Source organism: Paraburkholderia eburnea (assembly GCF_002917095.1).
Taxonomy (GTDB): domain Bacteria; phylum Pseudomonadota; class Gammaproteobacteria; order Burkholderiales; family Burkholderiaceae; genus Paraburkholderia; species Paraburkholderia eburnea.
The window spans coordinates 733,731-751,650 of sequence record NZ_PQGA01000002.1; the positions used below are offsets into that span (position 1 = coordinate 733,731).

Below are 17,920 nucleotides of genomic sequence, written 5' to 3' on the forward strand. Positions count from 1 at the left end.
GCCCCGGCGTTTATTTTTGTGTTCCTGCTTTTTCTGCATAGGAGAGTTCGCGTGAAAATGCCTGACCTGCTCAAGGCGCTGTTTCCGTCGCGCGACGCTGGGGAACTCACGCGATCGCGGCTGGACACATGGAATGTGTGGTTGCAGCCGCTACCCGGCGAGAATGGCGTCGGGCGCGATCCGGGCTACGAAGACGCGTTCTTCGCGCTCAAGGACGAGACGAACAAGCTTTCCGGCATCGACGACGTACTGATCACGGGTACGTGCGAGCAGTTACTGAAGGAAACCGGCAAAGATCTCCGGGTGGCGGGCTACTATGCCGGGGCGCGCCTGAGGCAGGACGGGCCAGCCGGATTCGCGGATGGGCTGGAGCTGGCCGCAGCCCTTGTGGAACGGTTTGGGGAAGCGGTGCTGCCGGCTCGCGCCGAAGCGAAGAAGGGCGCGCTGGAAATGCTGGCTACCACGCGCATGATGGAGTTGCTGACGAGCCGCGGCGAGCCCGCGCCAGCCGATCTTGAGCGCTCGCTCGCGGCACTGGATGTGCTCGTTACACAGACGGGCAACTGGGCAGAAGCCGCCCGCCCGAATCTTCAGCCGCTGGTTTCCCGGTTTGAACGCAGGGAAGAGCCGGCTGGTATGGCCACCGACACGTCAACCGTCCCGTCATCGCCCATGACGGGAGGTGGCACGTCTGGCGCGATCGCCTCGACGCGCGACCTGCTGGAGCAGGCGCGGGGCATGGCCACCTGGCTGTGTGACCAGGAGCAGGGCTATCTGCCGTCGGTGCGGCTTGTGCGCTGCGTTCGCTGGGACACCCTGCATGAGGTTCCACCGGCGGATGCGGCCTCGCATACGCGGCTCGTCGCGCCGCGCCCGGAGCTGCGCGCGCAGATGAAGCGCCTCGTCCTGCAGAAGCAGTGGCATGAACTGCTTGAGCGCGTCGAGGGCGCCTTCATGGAAGGCGTCAATCACCTGTGGTTCGATCTGCAATATTTCCAGCACATTGCGCTCGATCACGCAGGCGCGCCATACAACACCTGGCGCGAACTGCTGCGCGCGGACTTCGCGCTTTTCCTTGAACGCCTGCCCGGCATCGAGCGCCTGTCGTTCAACGATGGCACGCCGTTCTCGGACGACACGACACTCGAGTGGATTGCCCGGCATGCGGTCGTGCGTGACCTGGAAGCAGGGCAGAGCGTCGCACCGTTACCGGTGTCGGCCGACTGCGAGGAAGGGGGAGCCGGTGACTGGCCAGAGATCGAGGCGCAGGCGAAGGATCTCACTGCGCGCGATGGCATCGAAGCCGCTTTTGTGTGGCTCGAAGGCCTGCCCGGTATGAAGACCGAGCGTCACCGATTCCTCCAGCGGTTCGTGATGGCGCGTCTAGCGGCTCAGGCCGAACGCGCGGATACGGCCATGGCGCTGCTGCTGGAGCTCGACGGGGCAGCGAAATCGCTGCCGCTCGTGCGCTGGGATCCGGCGCTCGTGTTCGAGGTCAAACTCCAGCTCACACGTGTACTGAAAGCCGCGAGTAGCCGCAAGGACGCCGACAAACCGGGAATCGCGCGCCGTATCGTCGATCTGCAGGGCGAGATGACGGTGCTCGATCCTGCGCGCATGCTCGCGCTGGAGCAGTGACCTCTCACGCATGGCGTCGTGGTCGCCGCGGGTGCGCGCTGCGACACCTCGCGGCTCTTCTATTCGTCGTAGAACCCGGAACGCGCAATCACACGGTTCTCGCCGCGCGGGCACTGGCAGGCCACGATATCGTTGTCCTTGACAGCTGTCGTCCCCGTCAGCCCCCAGTTCTTTGCCGTTCCCAGCATGGGCCCGTTGTGGCCACAGCGACCGCAGGAAGCCAATCCGCCATCCGGCGCGAGCGCTCCGCTCTCGTCCGAGAACGACTCATCGCCATCCAGTACCTCACCTCCTGTCGTCGTTTTGTTCCCCTTGACTGCCAGCATCGTTGCCACGCCATTTCTCCTGGGTTAAAAAAAGATCCGTACCGCATCAATACCGGTCGAGCGCCGCCTGCAGCATCTTCAGACGCGTTCTGCCGTCTGGTGTGAATACCGTGTCAAAGCGCACCAGCCCTTCCCTGTGCAGGTGGCATTTCATCGTGAAGCTGACCATGATGCCGGGTTCAGGGGCCTGCACTTCGATTTCGATCCTCTTCAGACGCGGCTCGTATTTGAGCAACGTCGACTCGATCGCATTGCGCAGTTTGTGCGTGGACGAAGGCAGATGCCGGTAGATCTCCGACAGGTCATCGAGCCCGAAGTCGGGCAGGTGAGCGAGCGAGCCGCGCCGGCTGTTCAGGATGCGTTCGATGTTGTCCCGCACCGAAAGGAACGTCTGATCCTCCGGCGAGAAATCCTTCACGACCGCCCCATCGGCAAAATGCCCCGTGATCCGCTCGAAGAGTCCTGGTCCGGTACGCATCAGTGCCTCAATGTCCCATGCCGGCAATCGACGACAGCAGCCACCGGTCGATGACGAACCAGCCTAGACCTGCAGCGATGCAGGCAATGAGTACCCACGTCAGCGACGACAGCGGGCTCCTGAGGCTGCGCGAGGGGCTCACCACCAATGGTCCCGCGCGGTCCGGCACGACACCGCCCATGGCGCGCTCAAGGCGCCCGTCAATCGCGCGGATAAGCTTCGTGCGTGCTTCGGCCTCGTTCACGGCAAAGCGCCCTGTAAAGCCGTGCTTGAGCACGGCGGCAAAGATTGCGAGCAGCGGCAGCACAGGGCGGGGCTCACGAAGTCGCTGGCCGATCCGCCGCAGCAACTCCTCACCCGCATCGTTGCGACCGAACACGCCCACCTGCAGCGGTTCGCGCTCCCATTCATCGCGGGCCTCCCCGCGCAGGCTCCTGAGTGCCACTTCGTCGAGCAGGGCGCATTGCGCATAAAGCGCGTCATCGATCACGTCATGAGGCTGCCCGCGCCGCAGCAACTCATCACGGAGGCGGACGACCTGGTCATCACATTCTCCACGTAGCACATGCAGCGAAGGCGGGTTCCCTTTACGAAGAGCTACAACGGTGCGGGCAGTATCGCGCAGGGCGACGGGCAGCAGGTCCATGACGGGTTGTGCGGTGGTGATCTTCATGACGGCAGCACCGCGTAGAGTTCAAGCTCGGCTTCGGGAATCGACGACGGCAGGTAGATCTGGCACGCTCGCGCGGCGATCATCCGCTTGAATGCCGGGTCGGAACTGTCCACCGCGAAATACTGGTTTTCGATGCGCACAGGGATCGCGGCCGGCAGCCGCGACACCGCCCGCAGTGTGATGCCAGCCAGTGCCGAGTTGACGACCTGTTCGACCTCATCCGGTGCGCCCATCTTGCACAGCGCCGGCAACTGCTCCAGAAGGGTGTGGGCGGGCAGGGTGGCGCGCACCGAGAGGTAATAGTCGACGTCTTCGGTAAGCCGGTCGTCGTTGATGCGGCCCAGCCACATCGAGGTGCGCAGGCGCTCGAGTGCGATGGGGACCACGCGCGACGGAATCACCGCGTCCAGCAGCATGCGGATCAGAGATTCGAGCTCTGCAAAGACCGGCTCCGGCGCGCGATGGTCATAGGCCGGGATGGCCTGCAGCGTCTCCGTAGTCGAAAACGTGAGCAGCGATCCGGCCAGCCGCGCGAGCACCGCATAGAGCCGTTCAGGGTGCTGGTCGGGCGCCTGGGCGAGACGCGCCAGCTCCGGCCAGGTGCTGTTGACCGAATTCAGCAGCCAGAAGAGCGACACATCGGATACCGCAAAATCGGCGATCTGGTCAGAGCGCTCCTTGCGGCGCACGGCAAGGCTTGCGCTCTTGGCCGTGAGGATCTCGGAGAGGCGCCGCATGCGCTGCGTGAGCCGCGCGCTGGCCGACAGGAACAGGCACGGCGGCACGAACGACTCATCCTGCTCGAAACGGCCCTGCGGTGTGCGTACGAGGCGCGCAACGGGGCACGTGACATAGTCGCCCACCTTCTCGAAATCGAACAGCAGCGCCACTATCTGCCGTTCGACACTGATCTCTTCCTTTCCCTCTCCGTTGATATCGACGGCGTGGACGAATTCGCGGGTCGAGCGTCGCGGCCGCGCTGGCTTCTCGCCGGGCTCCACGCAGTTGCCGCCCTGCGGATCGATGAGCGCCACACCGGCGAACACCGTGACCGCCTCCAAGTCGGCCGGCACGTCGGCCAGACTGCGGGCTGAAGGCAGCCAGTCGGCCGTCTCGCTATCGATGAGGGTGCCATCGCGCAAACGCGCCGTGAGTTTCGTGAGTTGCAGCCGGTCGACGGAGAGGGTCTTCGAATCCAGTGCGACGTCGATCACGCCCCACGCGTCGGGACTCGACATACGGGCGTTCTGGTCATTGGCATATTGCTCCCAGAGCGCCTGCTGCTGGAAATGCTGCGGCGTCATGAAAATGCCGCGCGCCCACAGGGGTTTCGTTATCTTCATCGTTGAAGTTGATCGGAATTCAGGTCAGTAAAGTAGGGCGGTGTTCAATTTTTCTTCTTCGGCATCTGCGACATGAGCGAGAGACTCACATCCATGCCCTCAATCTGGAAATGCGGAACGATAAAAAGCTTGACGCGGAAAAAGCCAGGATTGTCTTCAATGTCTTCCACCTCGACCTTGGCATGCCGCAACGGATGCGAAGCCTGGAGTTCGTCGCCGGCATGCTTCATCTCGGTCACAAGGCCCTTGATCCAGTTGTTCAGCTCAAGCTCCAGCACGCGACGGTCCTTGGTCGTGCCGATGTTTTCGCGCTGGATCAGCTTCAGGTAGTGCGCGATACGTGACGCGAGAAAAATGTATGGCAGGCGGGCATTGATACGGCTGTTGGCCGAGGCTTCGCGGGTGTCGAAGACTGCGGGTTTTTGGGTCGAATGGGCGGAATAGAAGCACGCGTAATCGTGGTTGCTGGTGTACGAAAGCGCGATCAGACCGAGTTCGGCAAATTCGTGCTCGCGGGTCTCCGGAATCAGCGCGTCGGTGGCGATCTTCCCGAGGCGTCCCGTATCGAGAGCGTAGAGGTCTGTCGGCAGGTCGCGGATCAGGCCGCCTGCACGCGGGCCACGAATCTGAAGACACCAGCCGTTGCGCACGAAACTTCTGACGAGATTCACGGCAAAGGCGAAGGCGGCGTTGGCCCACAGGAAAGCGTCGCGGCCGGCGCCGCGGACGTCTTCGGCGTAGTTGAAGGCGCGCACCGGACGAGTCTCTGGCCCATACGGCAGGCGCGCGAGGAAGCGGGGCAGCGTAAGCCCGACATAGCGCGCGTCTTCCGTTTCGCGGAACGCGTTCCACTTCAGCCAGGCCGCGCGTTCGAAGTGGCCCGACAGGTCGCGTATGCCCGACACGTCCTCCATCGAAGCGCGGCCGAAAAAGGCCGGTGAGACCGCTCCGATCACCGGCATGTGCGCCGCGGCCGCCACTTTCGACAGATTACGCAACAGAGCAATGTCCGGAGCCGCAGCGTCAAACTCATAGGTCGCGATGACGGCTGAGACGGGCCATGCACCGGGCGTGTCGTATTCCTGAACGTATGTGTGCTGATACAGGCCGCTCTGGGTCAGTTCTGGCGCGTCCTCGAAGTCCTGTCGCAGGGTTTCCTTCGAGACGTCCAGCACCTCGATACATACCCTGACGTTGCCGCGAAAGTCCGTGCGATCCACCAAAAACTGCAGGCCTCGCCACGCGGCTTCGAGTGCCTGGAAGGCGGGATGGTGAAGGACGGTATCGATCTGCCGGCCGAGCATCCGGTCGATCATGGCCAGGTCATGATCAATGCGTAGCGGATCGACACACGCAGGTAAATCCACCTGAGATTGGGGTGTGCCTGGTGGTGCGGCCGTGATATCCCGCTGCGTGCTGCTCTGGAAGCTTGCGCTCATTGTTTAGGTCTTGATCGGTTCCGGCATCGCCTAGCCGATTATGTTTATCACGTCACCCATCTCAAAACCACAATAAAGAGTGAACATTTGTCAGTCAATGACCAAAAGCAACGAACACTCCACGTTTATGGTCTCCTACCTTCACCTGCGAAATGAAGACAGGTAATGTCCATCCTCCACGATTGCGCGCGCAACGATATTAGCTGCGCATGTCGTTTGCGATGCAGTGCTAATCAGGTGAGGAGTCGGCAAAGATGGCAAGCCTGTTTGACGAAGCGGGAAAAGCGAAAGAGTTCATCAACAAGCTAACGGCAATACCCGGTCGTCAGGCGTATTTTCTGGACGTGCCGGGAACGGAAAGCGCGAAGGAGCTGTCGGTCGTGGAGTTCGAGGCGACGGAAGTCATCGGTGCGCCTACCGAGGTGCGCATTGTCGCTACCCACCCGAGACAGCTTCCTCGCGCCGACTATCTGAATCTCGATGCGGTATTCACTATCGTGCCGGACGATGGCGTCCAGAAAAAGATCTCGGGTTTTATCGACCGCATTTCAAATGTGAAAACTTCAAAGGACTTCTCGCAATACGAGATTATCCTGAAGTCGCATCTCGGACGGCTTGCCGCAGTCCATAATACCCAGATCTATCAGCACCAGTCGACGCCTGACATCATCGCAACGATACTGCGTCGTCACGGCATCAAGGATCACCAGATGTCGTTCCAGCTCAGGAGCCGGTATCTCAAGCACCTGTTCCGCTTCCAGTACCGTGTCGATGATCTGGCATATGTCCAGATGCTGATGCAGAAGTCAGGCATCTACTGCTATATCGTCGAGACCGAGTATGGTGACCAGGTCGTCTTCGCCGATGACATCGACCACTATCTCTACGATCCGAGGCTGATCGTGCCGTATCGCGAAGCGGCCGGTCTCGAAGCCGGTGGCGTGGAGGCGATCACATCGCTCAAGACGCACAATTTCACGGTGGCACAGGGCTACACCGTAGCAGATTACAACCCTGAATCGGCTTGGGAAAGATTTCGAGATAGCGTCAATCTCGCACCGCAGGACACGACGACGTACGGCCAGCCGTATGTGTACGGGACTCATCACCTCGACCAGGCTGGGGCCAAGTGGGAGGCCCAACTGCGGCACGAAGCGGCGCTCGCGCGCCAGGTCGTGTACGAGGGCGAGAGCGATGTGCTGGAGCTGCAGTGCGCGCGTGTGCTCGAAACCGACATCGTCCTGCCCGATGCACCCCAGGGGCAGGTCGTCGTCGAGATCACCCACAGCGGTGGGCGCGACAAGCCCTACACCAACCGCTACAAGGCGATTCCCGCCGATCGACGTTTCCGCCTTGAACTGAAGCCGGAAACCTGGCCCAAAATCGCGGGCACACTCAGCGCACGAATTTGCAGTCCTGATAAATACACCTACGCCTATCTCATTCTGTCGGCTATTACGTCGTTCGCTTCGACGTGGATTTTGCTGACTGGCCGAAGGGTGGTGAAAGCGTGCCGCTGCGCCTTGCAAAACCGTTTGCCGGCAAGCTGCAGACTGGCATGCACTTCGTCGCGCTGGACAATGACGAGGCAGTGGTCTCATTTAGAGATGGAGACCCAGATAAGCCGGAAATTACAGCCTTCCACCACCACAGCCAGGCCCGCGACCTCATCACGAACGATCGCCGCTGGCTCTCGCGCAACATGATCCGCACGCAGAAGAACAACAAGCTGCGGATGGAAGGCTGGGCGGGACAGGAAGGCATCAAGCTTAGCACAGAGCATTCGGGCAAGTCGCAGCTGAATCTCGGCTATCTGGTGAACCAGAATCTCGAGTACCGGGGTGAGGGCTATGAGCTTCGGACGTCGGGCTATGGCGTCAACCGCGCGGGCAAAGGCCTGCACCTGACGGCGTACGATCGCCCGGCCGCGACGGGCAAGCAGCTCGAAAGCGCGCTGGCCACTGCAAAGGCACTCGCCGCTTCTACGACCAGCGCCAAGGCGGAGCCTGCCGACACCGACGCACAGCAGCAGATGAAGGCCGACTTCGACGGCCTGAAGGAACCCGGACTGCTGATGAGCACGCCGGCTTCTGCGGGAATTGTCACGGGGCAGGGCATGCAGTTCTCGGCGCAGGGCAACATCAACGCCGTAGCCGGAAAGAACGTCGATTTCAGCGTGCTCAAACGCTTTACGGTCGCTGCTGGCGAACTCATCTCCCTGTTCGCCGGGAAGCTCGGCATCAAGATCTTCGCGGCGAAGGGTCCCGTTGAGATCCAGGCGCAGAGCGATGCCATGTCCTTGTTCGCTGCTCAGGATGTTTCTGTGATGAGCGTCAATGGAACGGTTCGCATCAGCGCGAAGAGTGAGCTTATTCTCGAATGCGGCGGCGCATTCGTCCAGTTGAAGGACGGCAATGTCACGCTTGGTGGTCCGGCGGATCTGTTCTTCAAGGTCATCACGATCCAGAAGCAGGGCGCGGCGTCGATGCAGATCTCGTCGAAGCTGCCAACGCCAAATGACCTCTCCGACCTGACTGGACATAGCTCCAAATTCTCCGGCTAACCTCATTCAATCTGCAAAATGGCCTCACCACAACCCACTCCGGCGGCCCCCCAGAGCAATCCGGCAGATACTCCGTCTGCGCCGTCGTTAAACTGGCGCTATCCGTTTCCTGCGAGGGACGGCAGGGACATCGCCGATCCGCAGATTTTCTACGGTGCGCTGGGAGCCATGAGCGATGGCTTTTTTCCGCTCGGCGTCAACGGATTTCCGCACGGCGGCATTCACTTCGGTGCGGCTTCCGCATCGAATGTGGACCAGTCCAAGGGCGTCCGGGCCATCGCAGAAGGGGACATCGTCGCGTTCAAGATCGACGATGCGTATCCACACCTGCACTACACGCAGACGCGTCATTGGGCCTGGTATTCAACGGGTTTCGTGCTGATCCGGCACACGATGACGATGCCTCGTGCGCCGGGAAGCACTGGTGCCCAGCCAGCCGACGAGACGCTGACATTTTTCAGCCTCTATATGCACATGGCGGACTGGGCTACCTATCTGTCGGACGGCAAACTCGTGCGGCCCGGCTGGTGGCCCGGCGTGGACGTATTTCGTATCGGGACAACAAACACGCAGATTGGGGGTGGGGCAGCAGGTGCGTTCGTGTATACGGCGCCGACAACTGGCAAGAAAAAACACACATTTACGGCCGGACAGCAGGTTGGCTTTCTGCCCGAAGGCAGTGAAGTCACAATCAGCGAAACGCGTGGAACGTGGGGCCACATCAAGGCGATTACGTCGGGGACGATGATTGCCACGAAAAGTGGGGACTACTTCGGCTGGGAAGACGGGCCGCAGGCGCCATGGTTGCACCCTGATGGCACCAAATCGGCGGACGAGCCGGGTGACATCCGAGATCCCGGCAGCTCCAACCAGAGCCAAACACCGCTCACACCGGACGGAGACTGGGGGTGGATCAATTTGCACGATCAGCAGGCCCTCAAAGAACCGACATCGGGTGTCGGCACGGTTTTTATTCCGCCAAAGACACAACCGATCCACGTGACTGCTGGAACATTGCTGGGACAGCTTGGCGAATACATCGATTACGAAACCTCAACGCCGCTGCCGCCTATTCCGAGTCGACAATTGCTGCATGTCGAGGTCTTTGCCGATGAGTCGCTGAAGGCCTTCATCGACAAAAGTCGGACACGGGCCGCGCAACTACCCGCTAGCGACAGGACCATCTTCGTTATCCAGGCGGGTGCGAAGCTTGTCGCAAAACCGACTGCCGCAGACCTGACTCTTGGTTCTGGTGTCCAGCTTGCAAAGCTCACCCAGACCACCACTAGCCCGAAGATCGGACCTTGGGCACAAGTCCAGCAGTGGATCAACAGTCCATCAGGTCATCCGCAGCAATACCAGAGTCCCATCTGGATTTCGCGTTCCGGGTTGGGCCAGCTCGACTCCCCGACCGGCCTCAAGGCGTGGAAATCATTCCCGCTGCAATTGAATCAGGCGAGTTCACCCGCCAACGCGGACCAGGTCACCTACCCAAGCGCGCAGCTCAACGCGCTCGGGAACGGGAACGTGGCAGTCGATGACAAAGGGGTGACCTGGTGGCGCCTCGAAGTTGGGACAGGCTCAGGCCAATCGGCATTAGGCTGGATCTGTGGTGGCAAGCAATCTGACGTGGCAGACGAAGCCGGACAACACGGATTCGAAACCTGCCGCGACGACGACGGAGGGGCTTGCGGATATCGCGGCACAGGTTGCCCAGGAGCCGCTCGCGCCGGCGCCGGCTGGCATGACGCACCCGCTGCGCTACCTGATCCGCACCGACGTGGGCAGGGGACCACTTGAGCTGCTGGCGCTGCGGGGCTTTACGCTGCCCTCGCGCATCTTCGTCGATCGCGCGGCACCAGCCGCAAGGCAGCCCATGCCCGCCGGTCCGCCGCCGCTGCCCAAGGCGGCCATCGCAGCCGCGAAGCACGCTGCGGTGTCCCTTCCAGGAGGTATGGCGCCCTGATGAAGCACGCTGATCGCCACCACGTCCAGGCGCGTCAGGGGGTTGACCGCTGTGCGCGCGGCAAGCTCATTTTCATCGCACCCACGCTGGTGCGCGCAGACCGGCTTCACGCAAGTGGGACCGACAAACACTGATTCAGACCATGACAGATCCCACCCGAGATAACGAAATCCTGCGGTATTTCGAGGCAGAAATGCGCTACCTGAGCGAAGGCGGCAAGGAGTTCGCGCGCGCGTTCCCAGATCGCGCGCGTGAGCTCGACCTTGACCGCGTCGGCGAGCGCGACCCGCATGTCGAGCGGCTCTTCGAAGGCTTCGCCTTCCTGATGGGGCGGCTGCGCCACAAGCTCGACGACGAGTTGCCCGAGCTGACCGAGGGCCTCGTGAGCATGTTGTGGCCGCATTATCTGCGCATGATTCCGTCGCTCTCCATTCTCGAGCTGATCCCCGAGAAGGGCGCGCTACAGAAGCACGAAACGCTTGAGGCGGGACTGGAAGCGACGTCCGATCCGGTGGGAGAGGGCGACGCCACCATCGAGTGCGTCTACCGCACCACGCAGTCCGTTGACCTGTATCCGCTGGCCCTCTCCGAGGCAGGCGTCTACGCACGCGAGGATGGACGCTCCGTCATCCGTCTGCGTCTGGCCTTCCAGAGCCAGACCGAGCGCGACCGGCTGCAGGTGCCGCGCCTGCGTCTGTACCTGAACGCCGACCGACCCGTCGCCCTCTCGCTCTACGCCGCGCTCACGGCAAAGCCGGTCGCGATGCACGTACGCGTGCCGGGGTGGCCCGAGGACCGCCCCGGCGCGCCGGCGGCGATGCCGGGCCTGCGTCTGGCTCCCGCAGGCTTTGCGGCCGAAGAACGCCTCTGGCCCAAGGCCGATAACGCGTTTGGCGGCTACCAGCTGTTGCTGGAGTACTTCACGTTTCCCGAAAAGTTCATGTTCGTCGATCTGTTCGGACTCGACATTCAGGCCATTCCCGCGTCGGCGACTTCGCTCGACGTCGAGGTCGTGCTCGAGCGCCCGTATCCGGACGACATGCGCTTCACCGCGGAGAACGTGCGGCTGTACTGCACGCCGGTCATCAACCTCTTCACGGTGGGCGCCGACCCGGTCAACGTCACGCAGCACGAAACCGAATATCGCGTACGTGCGCGCGCCGAACACGGCTCGCTCATCGACATCTATTCAGTCGATGGCGTGGAGTATTTCGAACGCGGCAAGCGTCACGAATACGTGCCCTTCGCGGCGTTCCGCCACCGCGGGGGCATGCTGCGCCACGACATGCCGGAGCGGTATTACCACACCCGCATGCGGCGCGGCCCGTCGGGCCGCTTCGACACCTGGCTCGTGCTCGGCGGCCACGCATGGGAACAGGTGGACTCGCTGCCCACCGAAACGCTGACGCTTGCCGTGACGGGCACCAATGGCATGCTGCCGCGCAAGGCGTTGCGCGAGGCGGGCATCACGCACATGCGCGGCGGCTTTACCAATATCGGCGCAGTGCGCAACCTCACGGCGCCCACACTCCCGGTCTATCCACCCACCGGCGACCGGTATCAGTGGCGCGTGCTCTCCCACCTGGCACCGAACTACCTCTCGCTGCTCGACGCCGAAATCCTGCGCGGCTCGCTCGCGCTCTACGACTGGACCGACAGCGAACTCAACGCCCGGCGCATCAACGCGATCACCGACGTGCGGCACCGGCCGCTCAGCAAGCTCGTCAAGGGCGGCCTGATGCGCGGCGTCGAAATCACCGTGACGCTCGACAGCAACCGCTTCGCGGGCGAGGGTGATCTGGAGCTCTTCGGCAGCATGCTCAACCGGTTCCTGGGCCTGTACGCGACGGTGAATCTCTACACGAAGCTGGTGATCGTCGCCATGCCGACCGGGCGGCGTATCGAGTGGCCTGAGACGAAAGGCGAGGGGGCACCGTTTTGAACGCACCCATGATGCCGACGGCCTCCGCGCCACTGTTGCCGGCGATCCTCTACGACGCACCGCGGATGAACTTCATCCGCTTCTGCGAACTGCTTGAGCTGGCTGTGCCCGATGCGCCGCCTCTCGGGACGACGGATTCGTCGGCGGCAGACCCCGTCCGGTTCCGCTCGCGCGCCCAGTTGGGCTTTCCGGGGCGCGAGATCGACGCGGTCCGGTACGACGCCGACAATCCGGGGACGCCCCCCTCAGTCATGACGACGTTCCTTGGGTTCTATGGCGTCGACGCACGCATGCCTGCGTACTTTGCTGACGAGGTGGCGCAGAACCGGGATGGCGCGGAACCCCTGTCGGTATTCCTTGACCTGTTCCACCACCGCATCATCACGCAGTACTACCGCATCGCGCGCAAGTACCGGTATCCGGTGGGCTTCCGGCGCGATGGCACAGATCCGGTGTCGCGCTACCTGCTCAGCTTTGCCGGCTTCGGATTCAGCACTTCCGCGCGAATTTCCAGCCCCGTTCCAGGGGGAACGCCGGCCTCGCTCGGGCGGGAAACCTCGACTGCACGGCAGATGCTCACGAAGGTGGCCGACAAGCGACGGCTGCTGTCGATGCTCGGCCTCGCCATGCAGCGAACGCGTACGGCGGAAGGGCTGGCCGGGGTGCTGCGTCATGCCGTGCCCGATGCCGCGATCACGGTTGAAGAGTTCTACCCGGTGTGGCGAGAGGTGAATGTTTTTGAGCCGGCGGCGCTGGGCGAGCAGTGCCTGCTCGGCCGCGGTTTCTACGACCGGGGCAACACGGTGCGCGTCGTCATCACGCCTGCGTCGCGCGAGACGGTCCTGGCGCTGGTGCCGGGGCAGTCCGCCCATCGGGAAATCATGGCGCTGCTGCGGTTCTATCTGGGCTACGAAAGCGAAGCGGATCTGGAAATGCATGTGCGGCCCGAGCTCATGCCGAAGCCCACCCTCGAGCCACGCCAGACGAACCTCGGATTTACGACGCAACTGGAGGCGCCGGCCAGGTTAGCGACCGGCGCGCCGGCGCGCATCACACGGGTACAGCTCGGCTGCTGGGATGGGGCGGCGGAGGCACACGCATGAAGAACTGCACAATGAACCGGGGCATCCTCGCAATGGACAAAAAAATGAAATACGCGGCACACCGCGCAACGCTGGCGATCGCGATCCTCGCGGCCGTCGCCACGGCCGGGTGCGGAGTCGCGCAGGCTGTCGGCGACAGCACCGTGGATGCCGCGAAGTGGGCCTTCACGACCCAGGTCAAGACGATGAACGTGGATCTCACGGGTCGCGCGTCGATCAATTCCGACGTCCAGGGGAAATCGCTCTCGACGGTCGTGAGGTTCTACCAGCTCAAGGATGCAAAGAACTTCGCACAACTGAACTATGTACAGTTGCAGTCGGATGACCTGAAGCTGCTCAAGGCGGATTTGCTGGCCACGAAGGATGTGGTGCTAAGGCCGGGCGCGAACGCCAGTCTCACCGAACCGATGAATCCGGATGCACAGGTCGTAGGCGTAGTCGCGTTCTTTCGCGAGCCGGTGCAGGACAGGGTATGGAAGCTCGCTGTTCCGAAGAAGCAGTGGAAAAAGACCGACCCTGTGAAGATCGAGGTCAACGGTAGTGAACTGGTGCTGGTCGGCGCCGATTCGCAACCTGTCAAGCATGAAGCACCGCAGCAGGCCGTGCCGGCAAATCCAGCGTCGGCACCAGGCACGCAATCCGGTGCCCACAAGCAGGGCTGAACGGCACCCGCGCTGCGTACGATCAGTGTGTGGTGACGCGCATTCATTTACTAAAGGAGAACAACTTGAAAAAACTGCTTTCACTGAGCGCCAGCGTCAGTCTGGTTGCGCTGCTGTCGGCCTGCTCGGGTCTTGATCGCAACCACGAGATCGCACTGAACCAGGCCACCGGCATCGAGGTCACGCAGGGGCCGAACGGCGTCGAGTTGCGCCTGCCCGAGAAGGTGCTGTTTGACTTCGACCAGTCCACGCTGCGCGCCGACGCAGCCCCCGCGCTCAACCGCGCTGTCGTACTGCTCAAGCGTAGCGACAAGCCCGTAATCGTCGAGGGACATACGGACAATGTCGGCACGCACGAGTACAACGTACAGTTGTCCGAAGCACGCGCCACGACCGTTGCCCACGCGCTCGAGGAGCGGGGCATTGCGGTGCCGCGCGTCACGACAAAGGGCTACGCCTACGACCGCCCCGTGGCGAGCAATGACACGCCTGAGGGCCGGGCCCGCAACCGCCGCACCGAGATTGTCATCGTCGGTGAATCGGAAGACCGCATCCTGGGTAAGTAAGCCGGCGCGCGAAAACACAGGCTGGCCGGCAGACAGACAAAAGAACAGGGGGGTCCCCGAGAATATGCGGCGACCACCCCAGATATCGTCCATGAACCCGTGCCCTGGTTCGATGCCACGCAACCGCTCACAAGCGTCAGTGGCCGCCCATCATGCACGCCGACGAACCCTGTATGGACGGCGTTCGTGACGGACCTGCGCGATGAACTTTCCCCCCGGGACACGCAACCGGCGCCGCGGTGTCCGGGTTGCGCAGGTGCACGTACTCGCCAGACCCGCGTTGAATCCGCCGTGTTCCATTGCTGCAGGCGGAATAGTTGATTTATAGGGAATCCAGAGAATGAGTTTATTGGGAAAGTTAAAGGATCTCGTCATCGTGAATGAGGCCGCTGACCAGCACGAGCAGCCAGACAGGGCTACCGCCGCCGCACAACCGGCCATGCCTTCCGCGGAGATACCCGCGACAACGTCCGGTCCTGCCTTATCAGGCACACCGGCCGAAAGCGCCGACCTTGAAAAACAGATTGACGGCGAGATTCGGGGCAATCCCGCCTTTGCACCGTTTGCGACCTTTATCCGCATGTCGGAAAACATGAAGAACAAGGTACCGGACGAGGCGCAACGCTACCAGGCCGTTCAGGCAGCGACGGAATCAACGCTCGAAACGCTCCTTGCCGCGGTGAATTCACGCTCGGATGTACTCAAACGCGAGGCCGCCAACTTCAATTCCTCTCTGGTCAGGACAACCGAAGCGGAGATTGCCTCGCTCACCGGGCAGGAAAAGCAGCTGGAGCAGCAGATTGCCGCATTGTCTGCGCAGATTTCGACGCTGAGCGCCCGTAAGGAGGAACTGTCCCGTCAGGCCATCACGCACAAGTCCAACCTCGACAAGCTCAGGATCGACTTCGACGCGGCATGCGAAGCGGTAGACAGGCGCTATCGGGACTATGCGGCGAAGCTGCAGAACTATCTGGGAGCCACCCGCAATGGCCAATGAACTTACGACCAGCGCGGTCAGGCAACGCGCCCGCTCCTTCTGGGATACCCGGGAAGGCACGACAGGAATGATCGTCGGTGCCGGCCTCTTCGGGGCAATCGGCTGGGCTGCGTACAAGCTCATGCCGTACATCGCGAACCTGCTTGAGAACACCGTCTATGCACTGCTCTTCGGCGCGCTTGCGGTAGGCCTGTTCTATGTGCTCGTCATCGACAGCACGCTACGCAACCGTTTGTGGCTGATCTACCAGTTGCTCATGCGGGCCTTGACCTATTCGATCATCCGGTATGACCCGGTCGGCGTGCTGCGCGAAACACAGAAGATGGCCAAAGCGCGCATTCAGCGGGTCTCGGACGCCATCGACAAGGTCAAGGGCAAGATGCGCATTCTCCGGGAGACGACCGAGGGTTTCCGGCGCGATCAGCAGAAGCTGAAGGAGGAGACGCTATGGATGCAGCAGCATGGCAAATCGCAACTGGAGATCAACAGTCATGCCATGAAGATCGGCCGGCTGGAGGAATCGATCGGCAGGCTTTCCACGGCCTACCAGCAGATCAACGGCGTTGCGGACAAACTGGATCACGCATTCGAGACCCTTACGGTCATGAACAGCAATATCGATTTCGAGATCGATCTCCAGGAAAAGGAGTATGCCGCCGCGAACGCCGCCCACGAAGCATGGAGCGCGCTGCGGTCCGCTTTTGCCGGTAATACCGGGATGGACCAGATGCGGGTGGCAACGCTTACTTACATGGCGGACGACTACAACAACAAGATGGGCCAGATCGATTCCTTTGTGAATGACAGCGAGAAGTACATCGCGGCGGCAGACATGCAGAACGACATGTACGCCGAAAAGGGGTTAAAGCTCCTCGAGAAACTCAACAGCCAGACCTTCGATCTCGACATTTCTCCCAGACTTCAGACGCCTGCGGTGGTTCCCTCCACCGCGAATGTTGTTGATTTTTCACACTACAAAAACTAGGAAGTCTTTAAATGGCGCTTACTCCCGGCTTCAAGAAATTCGTCGGCCTTCTGTGCACGGTTGCTGTCGTGGGCGGTGGTCTCTTCGCGTACCGCCACGGCTATTTGGGCAACCATGACGGCGCGCCATCCAACCCGCCCGAAACGACGATGTCGCCGTCGACATCAGTACCACCGGCCGCGGTTCAACCGGTCTCCACCGCGACAAACCCGGTTGGCTACACGGCCAATGCCAACACGCTCAAGGCAATCAGGGACAACGGGATCGTGCGCATTTCGGTGGAGAATCCCAGCGAGCCGTTCTTCGGCGAGACGGGGGGAATCCCGCACGGATTTAATGTCGAATTCGCGCAACTCCTGATTTCCGATCCGTCGTTCACTGCGAACGGCCGGCCCATCACGATCGACACACGCCATGAAGTCGATACGTACGCAGGCGTACCGCAGCAGTTGCTTCAGGTGGACCGCAGTGGAAACCATACCGTCGATATCGCGATGGACGGCCTGACCTTCTCCGACAATACGCCAGCGGGCGTCGTCTATTCGGTCCCGTACGTCGACGACTTCGGCTACGCGCTGATTGTCCGGCGCGGATCGACAATCCATTCGACGGGCGATCTCGCTGGAAAGACTGTCGGTATTCTCAAGGGCGACCCGGACGTCAGGGCATTCGTAACCCGCGAATATCCGGACACGCGTTTCGTCGAAATCGACGACGCCGATCCTGCCTTCATCGCAAAGGGTGTGGACAGTCGCCAGGTTGACGCGTTCATCTACGATTATCCGTTTGCGGTGAGCGCCATCAAGGGCACGGATCTGCGCTTCGCCGTGACCAGGCTCGACGGTTCGAACATCGCCTACAAGATCGGCGTGCGTGCCCAGGACCAGGATCTTCTCGTCTATGTCAACGCGGCGATTGCCAAGGTGAAAACGTCACCCGCCTATCTCGCACTGCTGCAGAAGTATTTCACGAGCAATCAGGTCGAGACGATCGCCGCGGGCGCCGGCGAGCACGCCTATACCGTGCGTCAGGGCGATACCCTGAACCTCATCGCCTCATCCCAGTTGGGCAATGGTGCACGATATCGTGAACTCCAGCGACGGAACAATCTTGCGAATCCGAACCTCATCCTCGTTGGCCAGGCTCTCGTGATTCCAGCCCGTTGACGATCGAGGTCGTCGTCAAGCCGCGGCTTCTGTGCGACGCAGGCAAGCGTGTAACACAGAAGCCGCATCGGGC

General features: G+C 61.8%; 14 protein-coding genes and 1 pseudogene. 10 read left to right on the top strand and 5 right to left on the bottom strand.

Translation table 11 applies throughout. The features are described from left to right. Window positions 1-57 precede the first annotated feature (57 nt). Complete coding sequence (gene tssA, locus B0G62_RS07775) at window positions 58-1,638, top strand: type VI secretion system protein TssA (RefSeq protein ID WP_103703678.1); 1,581 nt, start codon at window positions 58-60, stop codon at window positions 1,636-1,638. A 59-nt stretch (window positions 1,639-1,697) separates the two neighbouring features. Here the strand turns inward: tssA and B0G62_RS07780 are convergent, their stop codons facing one another. Genes B0G62_RS07780 through tssC form a run of 5 tightly spaced genes read right to left on the bottom strand, consistent with a single transcriptional unit; the run spans window position 1,698 to window position 5,897 of the window. Beyond that, window positions 1,698-1,964: a PAAR domain-containing protein gene (locus B0G62_RS07780; RefSeq protein WP_322789230.1), complete on the bottom strand. Its 267-nt coding sequence runs from the start codon at window positions 1,962-1,964 to the stop codon at window positions 1,698-1,700. Between the two features lie 46 nt (window positions 1,965-2,010). Beyond that, a complete protein-coding gene (gene tssE / locus B0G62_RS07785; RefSeq protein ID WP_103703567.1) occupies window positions 2,011-2,442 on the bottom strand; it encodes a type VI secretion system baseplate subunit TssE in 432 nt (143 codons plus the stop codon). 7 nt (window positions 2,443-2,449) lie between these two features. Next, entirely contained in the window at window positions 2,450-3,115 is a 666-nt protein-coding gene (locus B0G62_RS07790; protein WP_103703568.1) for a DotU/TssL family secretion system protein, read from the bottom strand. After that, on the bottom strand, window positions 3,112-4,458 hold the full coding sequence (gene tssK, locus B0G62_RS07795; protein WP_103703569.1) for a type VI secretion system baseplate subunit TssK: 1,347 nt from the start codon (window positions 4,456-4,458) through the stop codon (window positions 3,112-3,114). The genes B0G62_RS07790 and tssK overlap by 4 nt, the downstream gene beginning before the upstream one ends. 44 nt (window positions 4,459-4,502) lie before the next feature. Further along, on the bottom strand, window positions 4,503-5,897 hold the full coding sequence (gene tssC, locus B0G62_RS07800; protein WP_103703570.1) for a type VI secretion system contractile sheath large subunit: 1,395 nt from the start codon (window positions 5,895-5,897) through the stop codon (window positions 4,503-4,505). Between the two features lie 254 nt (window positions 5,898-6,151). Between tssC and B0G62_RS07805 the strand changes: the two are divergent. The 9 genes and pseudogenes from B0G62_RS07805 (at window position 6,152) to B0G62_RS07845 (ending at window position 17,847) form a co-directional block, all read left to right on the top strand. Further along, window positions 6,152-8,460 (top strand): annotated as a pseudogene (locus B0G62_RS07805) (type VI secretion system Vgr family protein). Between the two features lie 18 nt (window positions 8,461-8,478). Then, on the top strand, window positions 8,479-10,260 hold the full coding sequence (locus tag B0G62_RS07810; protein ID WP_181315558.1) for a hypothetical protein: 1,782 nt from the start codon (window positions 8,479-8,481) through the stop codon (window positions 10,258-10,260). Window positions 10,261-10,568: 308 nt separating this feature from the next. Beyond that, a complete protein-coding gene (gene tssF, locus B0G62_RS07815) occupies window positions 10,569-12,368 on the top strand; it encodes a type VI secretion system baseplate subunit TssF (protein WP_103703571.1) in 1,800 nt (599 codons plus the stop codon). 8 nt (window positions 12,369-12,376) lie between these two features. Further along, window positions 12,377-13,471, top strand: coding sequence for a type VI secretion system baseplate subunit TssG (gene tssG / locus B0G62_RS07820; protein ID WP_407671129.1), 1,095 nt, complete (start codon window positions 12,377-12,379; stop codon window positions 13,469-13,471). A 44-nt stretch (window positions 13,472-13,515) separates the two neighbouring features. Further along, window positions 13,516-14,133, top strand: coding sequence for a type VI secretion system lipoprotein TssJ (tssJ, locus tag B0G62_RS07825; protein WP_244193141.1), 618 nt, complete (start codon window positions 13,516-13,518; stop codon window positions 14,131-14,133). Window positions 14,134-14,198: 65 nt separating this feature from the next. Further along, window positions 14,199-14,699 (top strand): OmpA family protein, encoded by a 501-nt coding sequence (locus B0G62_RS07830; RefSeq protein WP_103703573.1) that lies wholly within the window; start codon window positions 14,199-14,201, stop codon window positions 14,697-14,699. A 340-nt stretch (window positions 14,700-15,039) separates the two neighbouring features. Next, window positions 15,040-15,696 (top strand): hypothetical protein, encoded by a 657-nt coding sequence (locus B0G62_RS07835; protein ID WP_103703574.1) that lies wholly within the window; start codon window positions 15,040-15,042, stop codon window positions 15,694-15,696. Next, window positions 15,686-16,681, top strand: a complete 996-nt coding sequence (locus tag B0G62_RS07840) for a hypothetical protein (RefSeq protein ID WP_146055216.1) — start codon at window positions 15,686-15,688, stop codon at window positions 16,679-16,681. The genes B0G62_RS07835 and B0G62_RS07840 overlap by 11 nt, the downstream gene beginning before the upstream one ends. An 11-nt stretch (window positions 16,682-16,692) precedes the next feature. Next, complete coding sequence (locus tag B0G62_RS07845; RefSeq protein ID WP_103703576.1) at window positions 16,693-17,847, top strand: LysM peptidoglycan-binding domain-containing protein; 1,155 nt, start codon at window positions 16,693-16,695, stop codon at window positions 17,845-17,847. Window positions 17,848-17,920 lie beyond the last annotated feature (73 nt).

Bases quoted from the DNA above. Each gene is read 5' to 3' on its own strand.
- tssK (WP_103703569.1), bottom strand. From the start codon at position 4,458: ATGAAGATAACGAAACCCCTGTGGGCGCGCGGCATTTTCATGACGCCG.
- B0G62_RS07835 (WP_103703574.1), top strand. From the start codon at position 15,040: ATGAGTTTATTGGGAAAGTTAAAGGATCTCGTCATCGTGAATGAGGCC.
- tssE (WP_103703567.1), bottom strand. From the start codon at position 2,442: ATGCGTACCGGACCAGGACTCTTCGAGCGGATCACGGGGCATTTTGCC.
- tssJ (WP_244193141.1), top strand. From the start codon at position 13,516: ATGAAATACGCGGCACACCGCGCAACGCTGGCGATCGCGATCCTCGCG.
- B0G62_RS07810 (WP_181315558.1), top strand. From the start codon at position 8,479: ATGGCCTCACCACAACCCACTCCGGCGGCCCCCCAGAGCAATCCGGCA.
- tssG (WP_407671129.1), top strand. From the start codon at position 12,377: ATGATGCCGACGGCCTCCGCGCCACTGTTGCCGGCGATCCTCTACGAC.
- B0G62_RS07840 (WP_146055216.1), top strand. From the start codon at position 15,686: ATGGCCAATGAACTTACGACCAGCGCGGTCAGGCAACGCGCCCGCTCC.
- tssF (WP_103703571.1), top strand. From the start codon at position 10,569: ATGACAGATCCCACCCGAGATAACGAAATCCTGCGGTATTTCGAGGCA.
- B0G62_RS07780 (WP_322789230.1), bottom strand. From the start codon at position 1,964: ATGCTGGCAGTCAAGGGGAACAAAACGACGACAGGAGGTGAGGTACTG.
- tssA (WP_103703678.1), top strand. From the start codon at position 58: ATGCCTGACCTGCTCAAGGCGCTGTTTCCGTCGCGCGACGCTGGGGAA.
- B0G62_RS07845 (WP_103703576.1), top strand. From the start codon at position 16,693: ATGGCGCTTACTCCCGGCTTCAAGAAATTCGTCGGCCTTCTGTGCACG.
- B0G62_RS07790 (WP_103703568.1), bottom strand. From the start codon at position 3,115: ATGAAGATCACCACCGCACAACCCGTCATGGACCTGCTGCCCGTCGCC.
- tssC (WP_103703570.1), bottom strand. From the start codon at position 5,897: ATGAGCGCAAGCTTCCAGAGCAGCACGCAGCGGGATATCACGGCCGCA.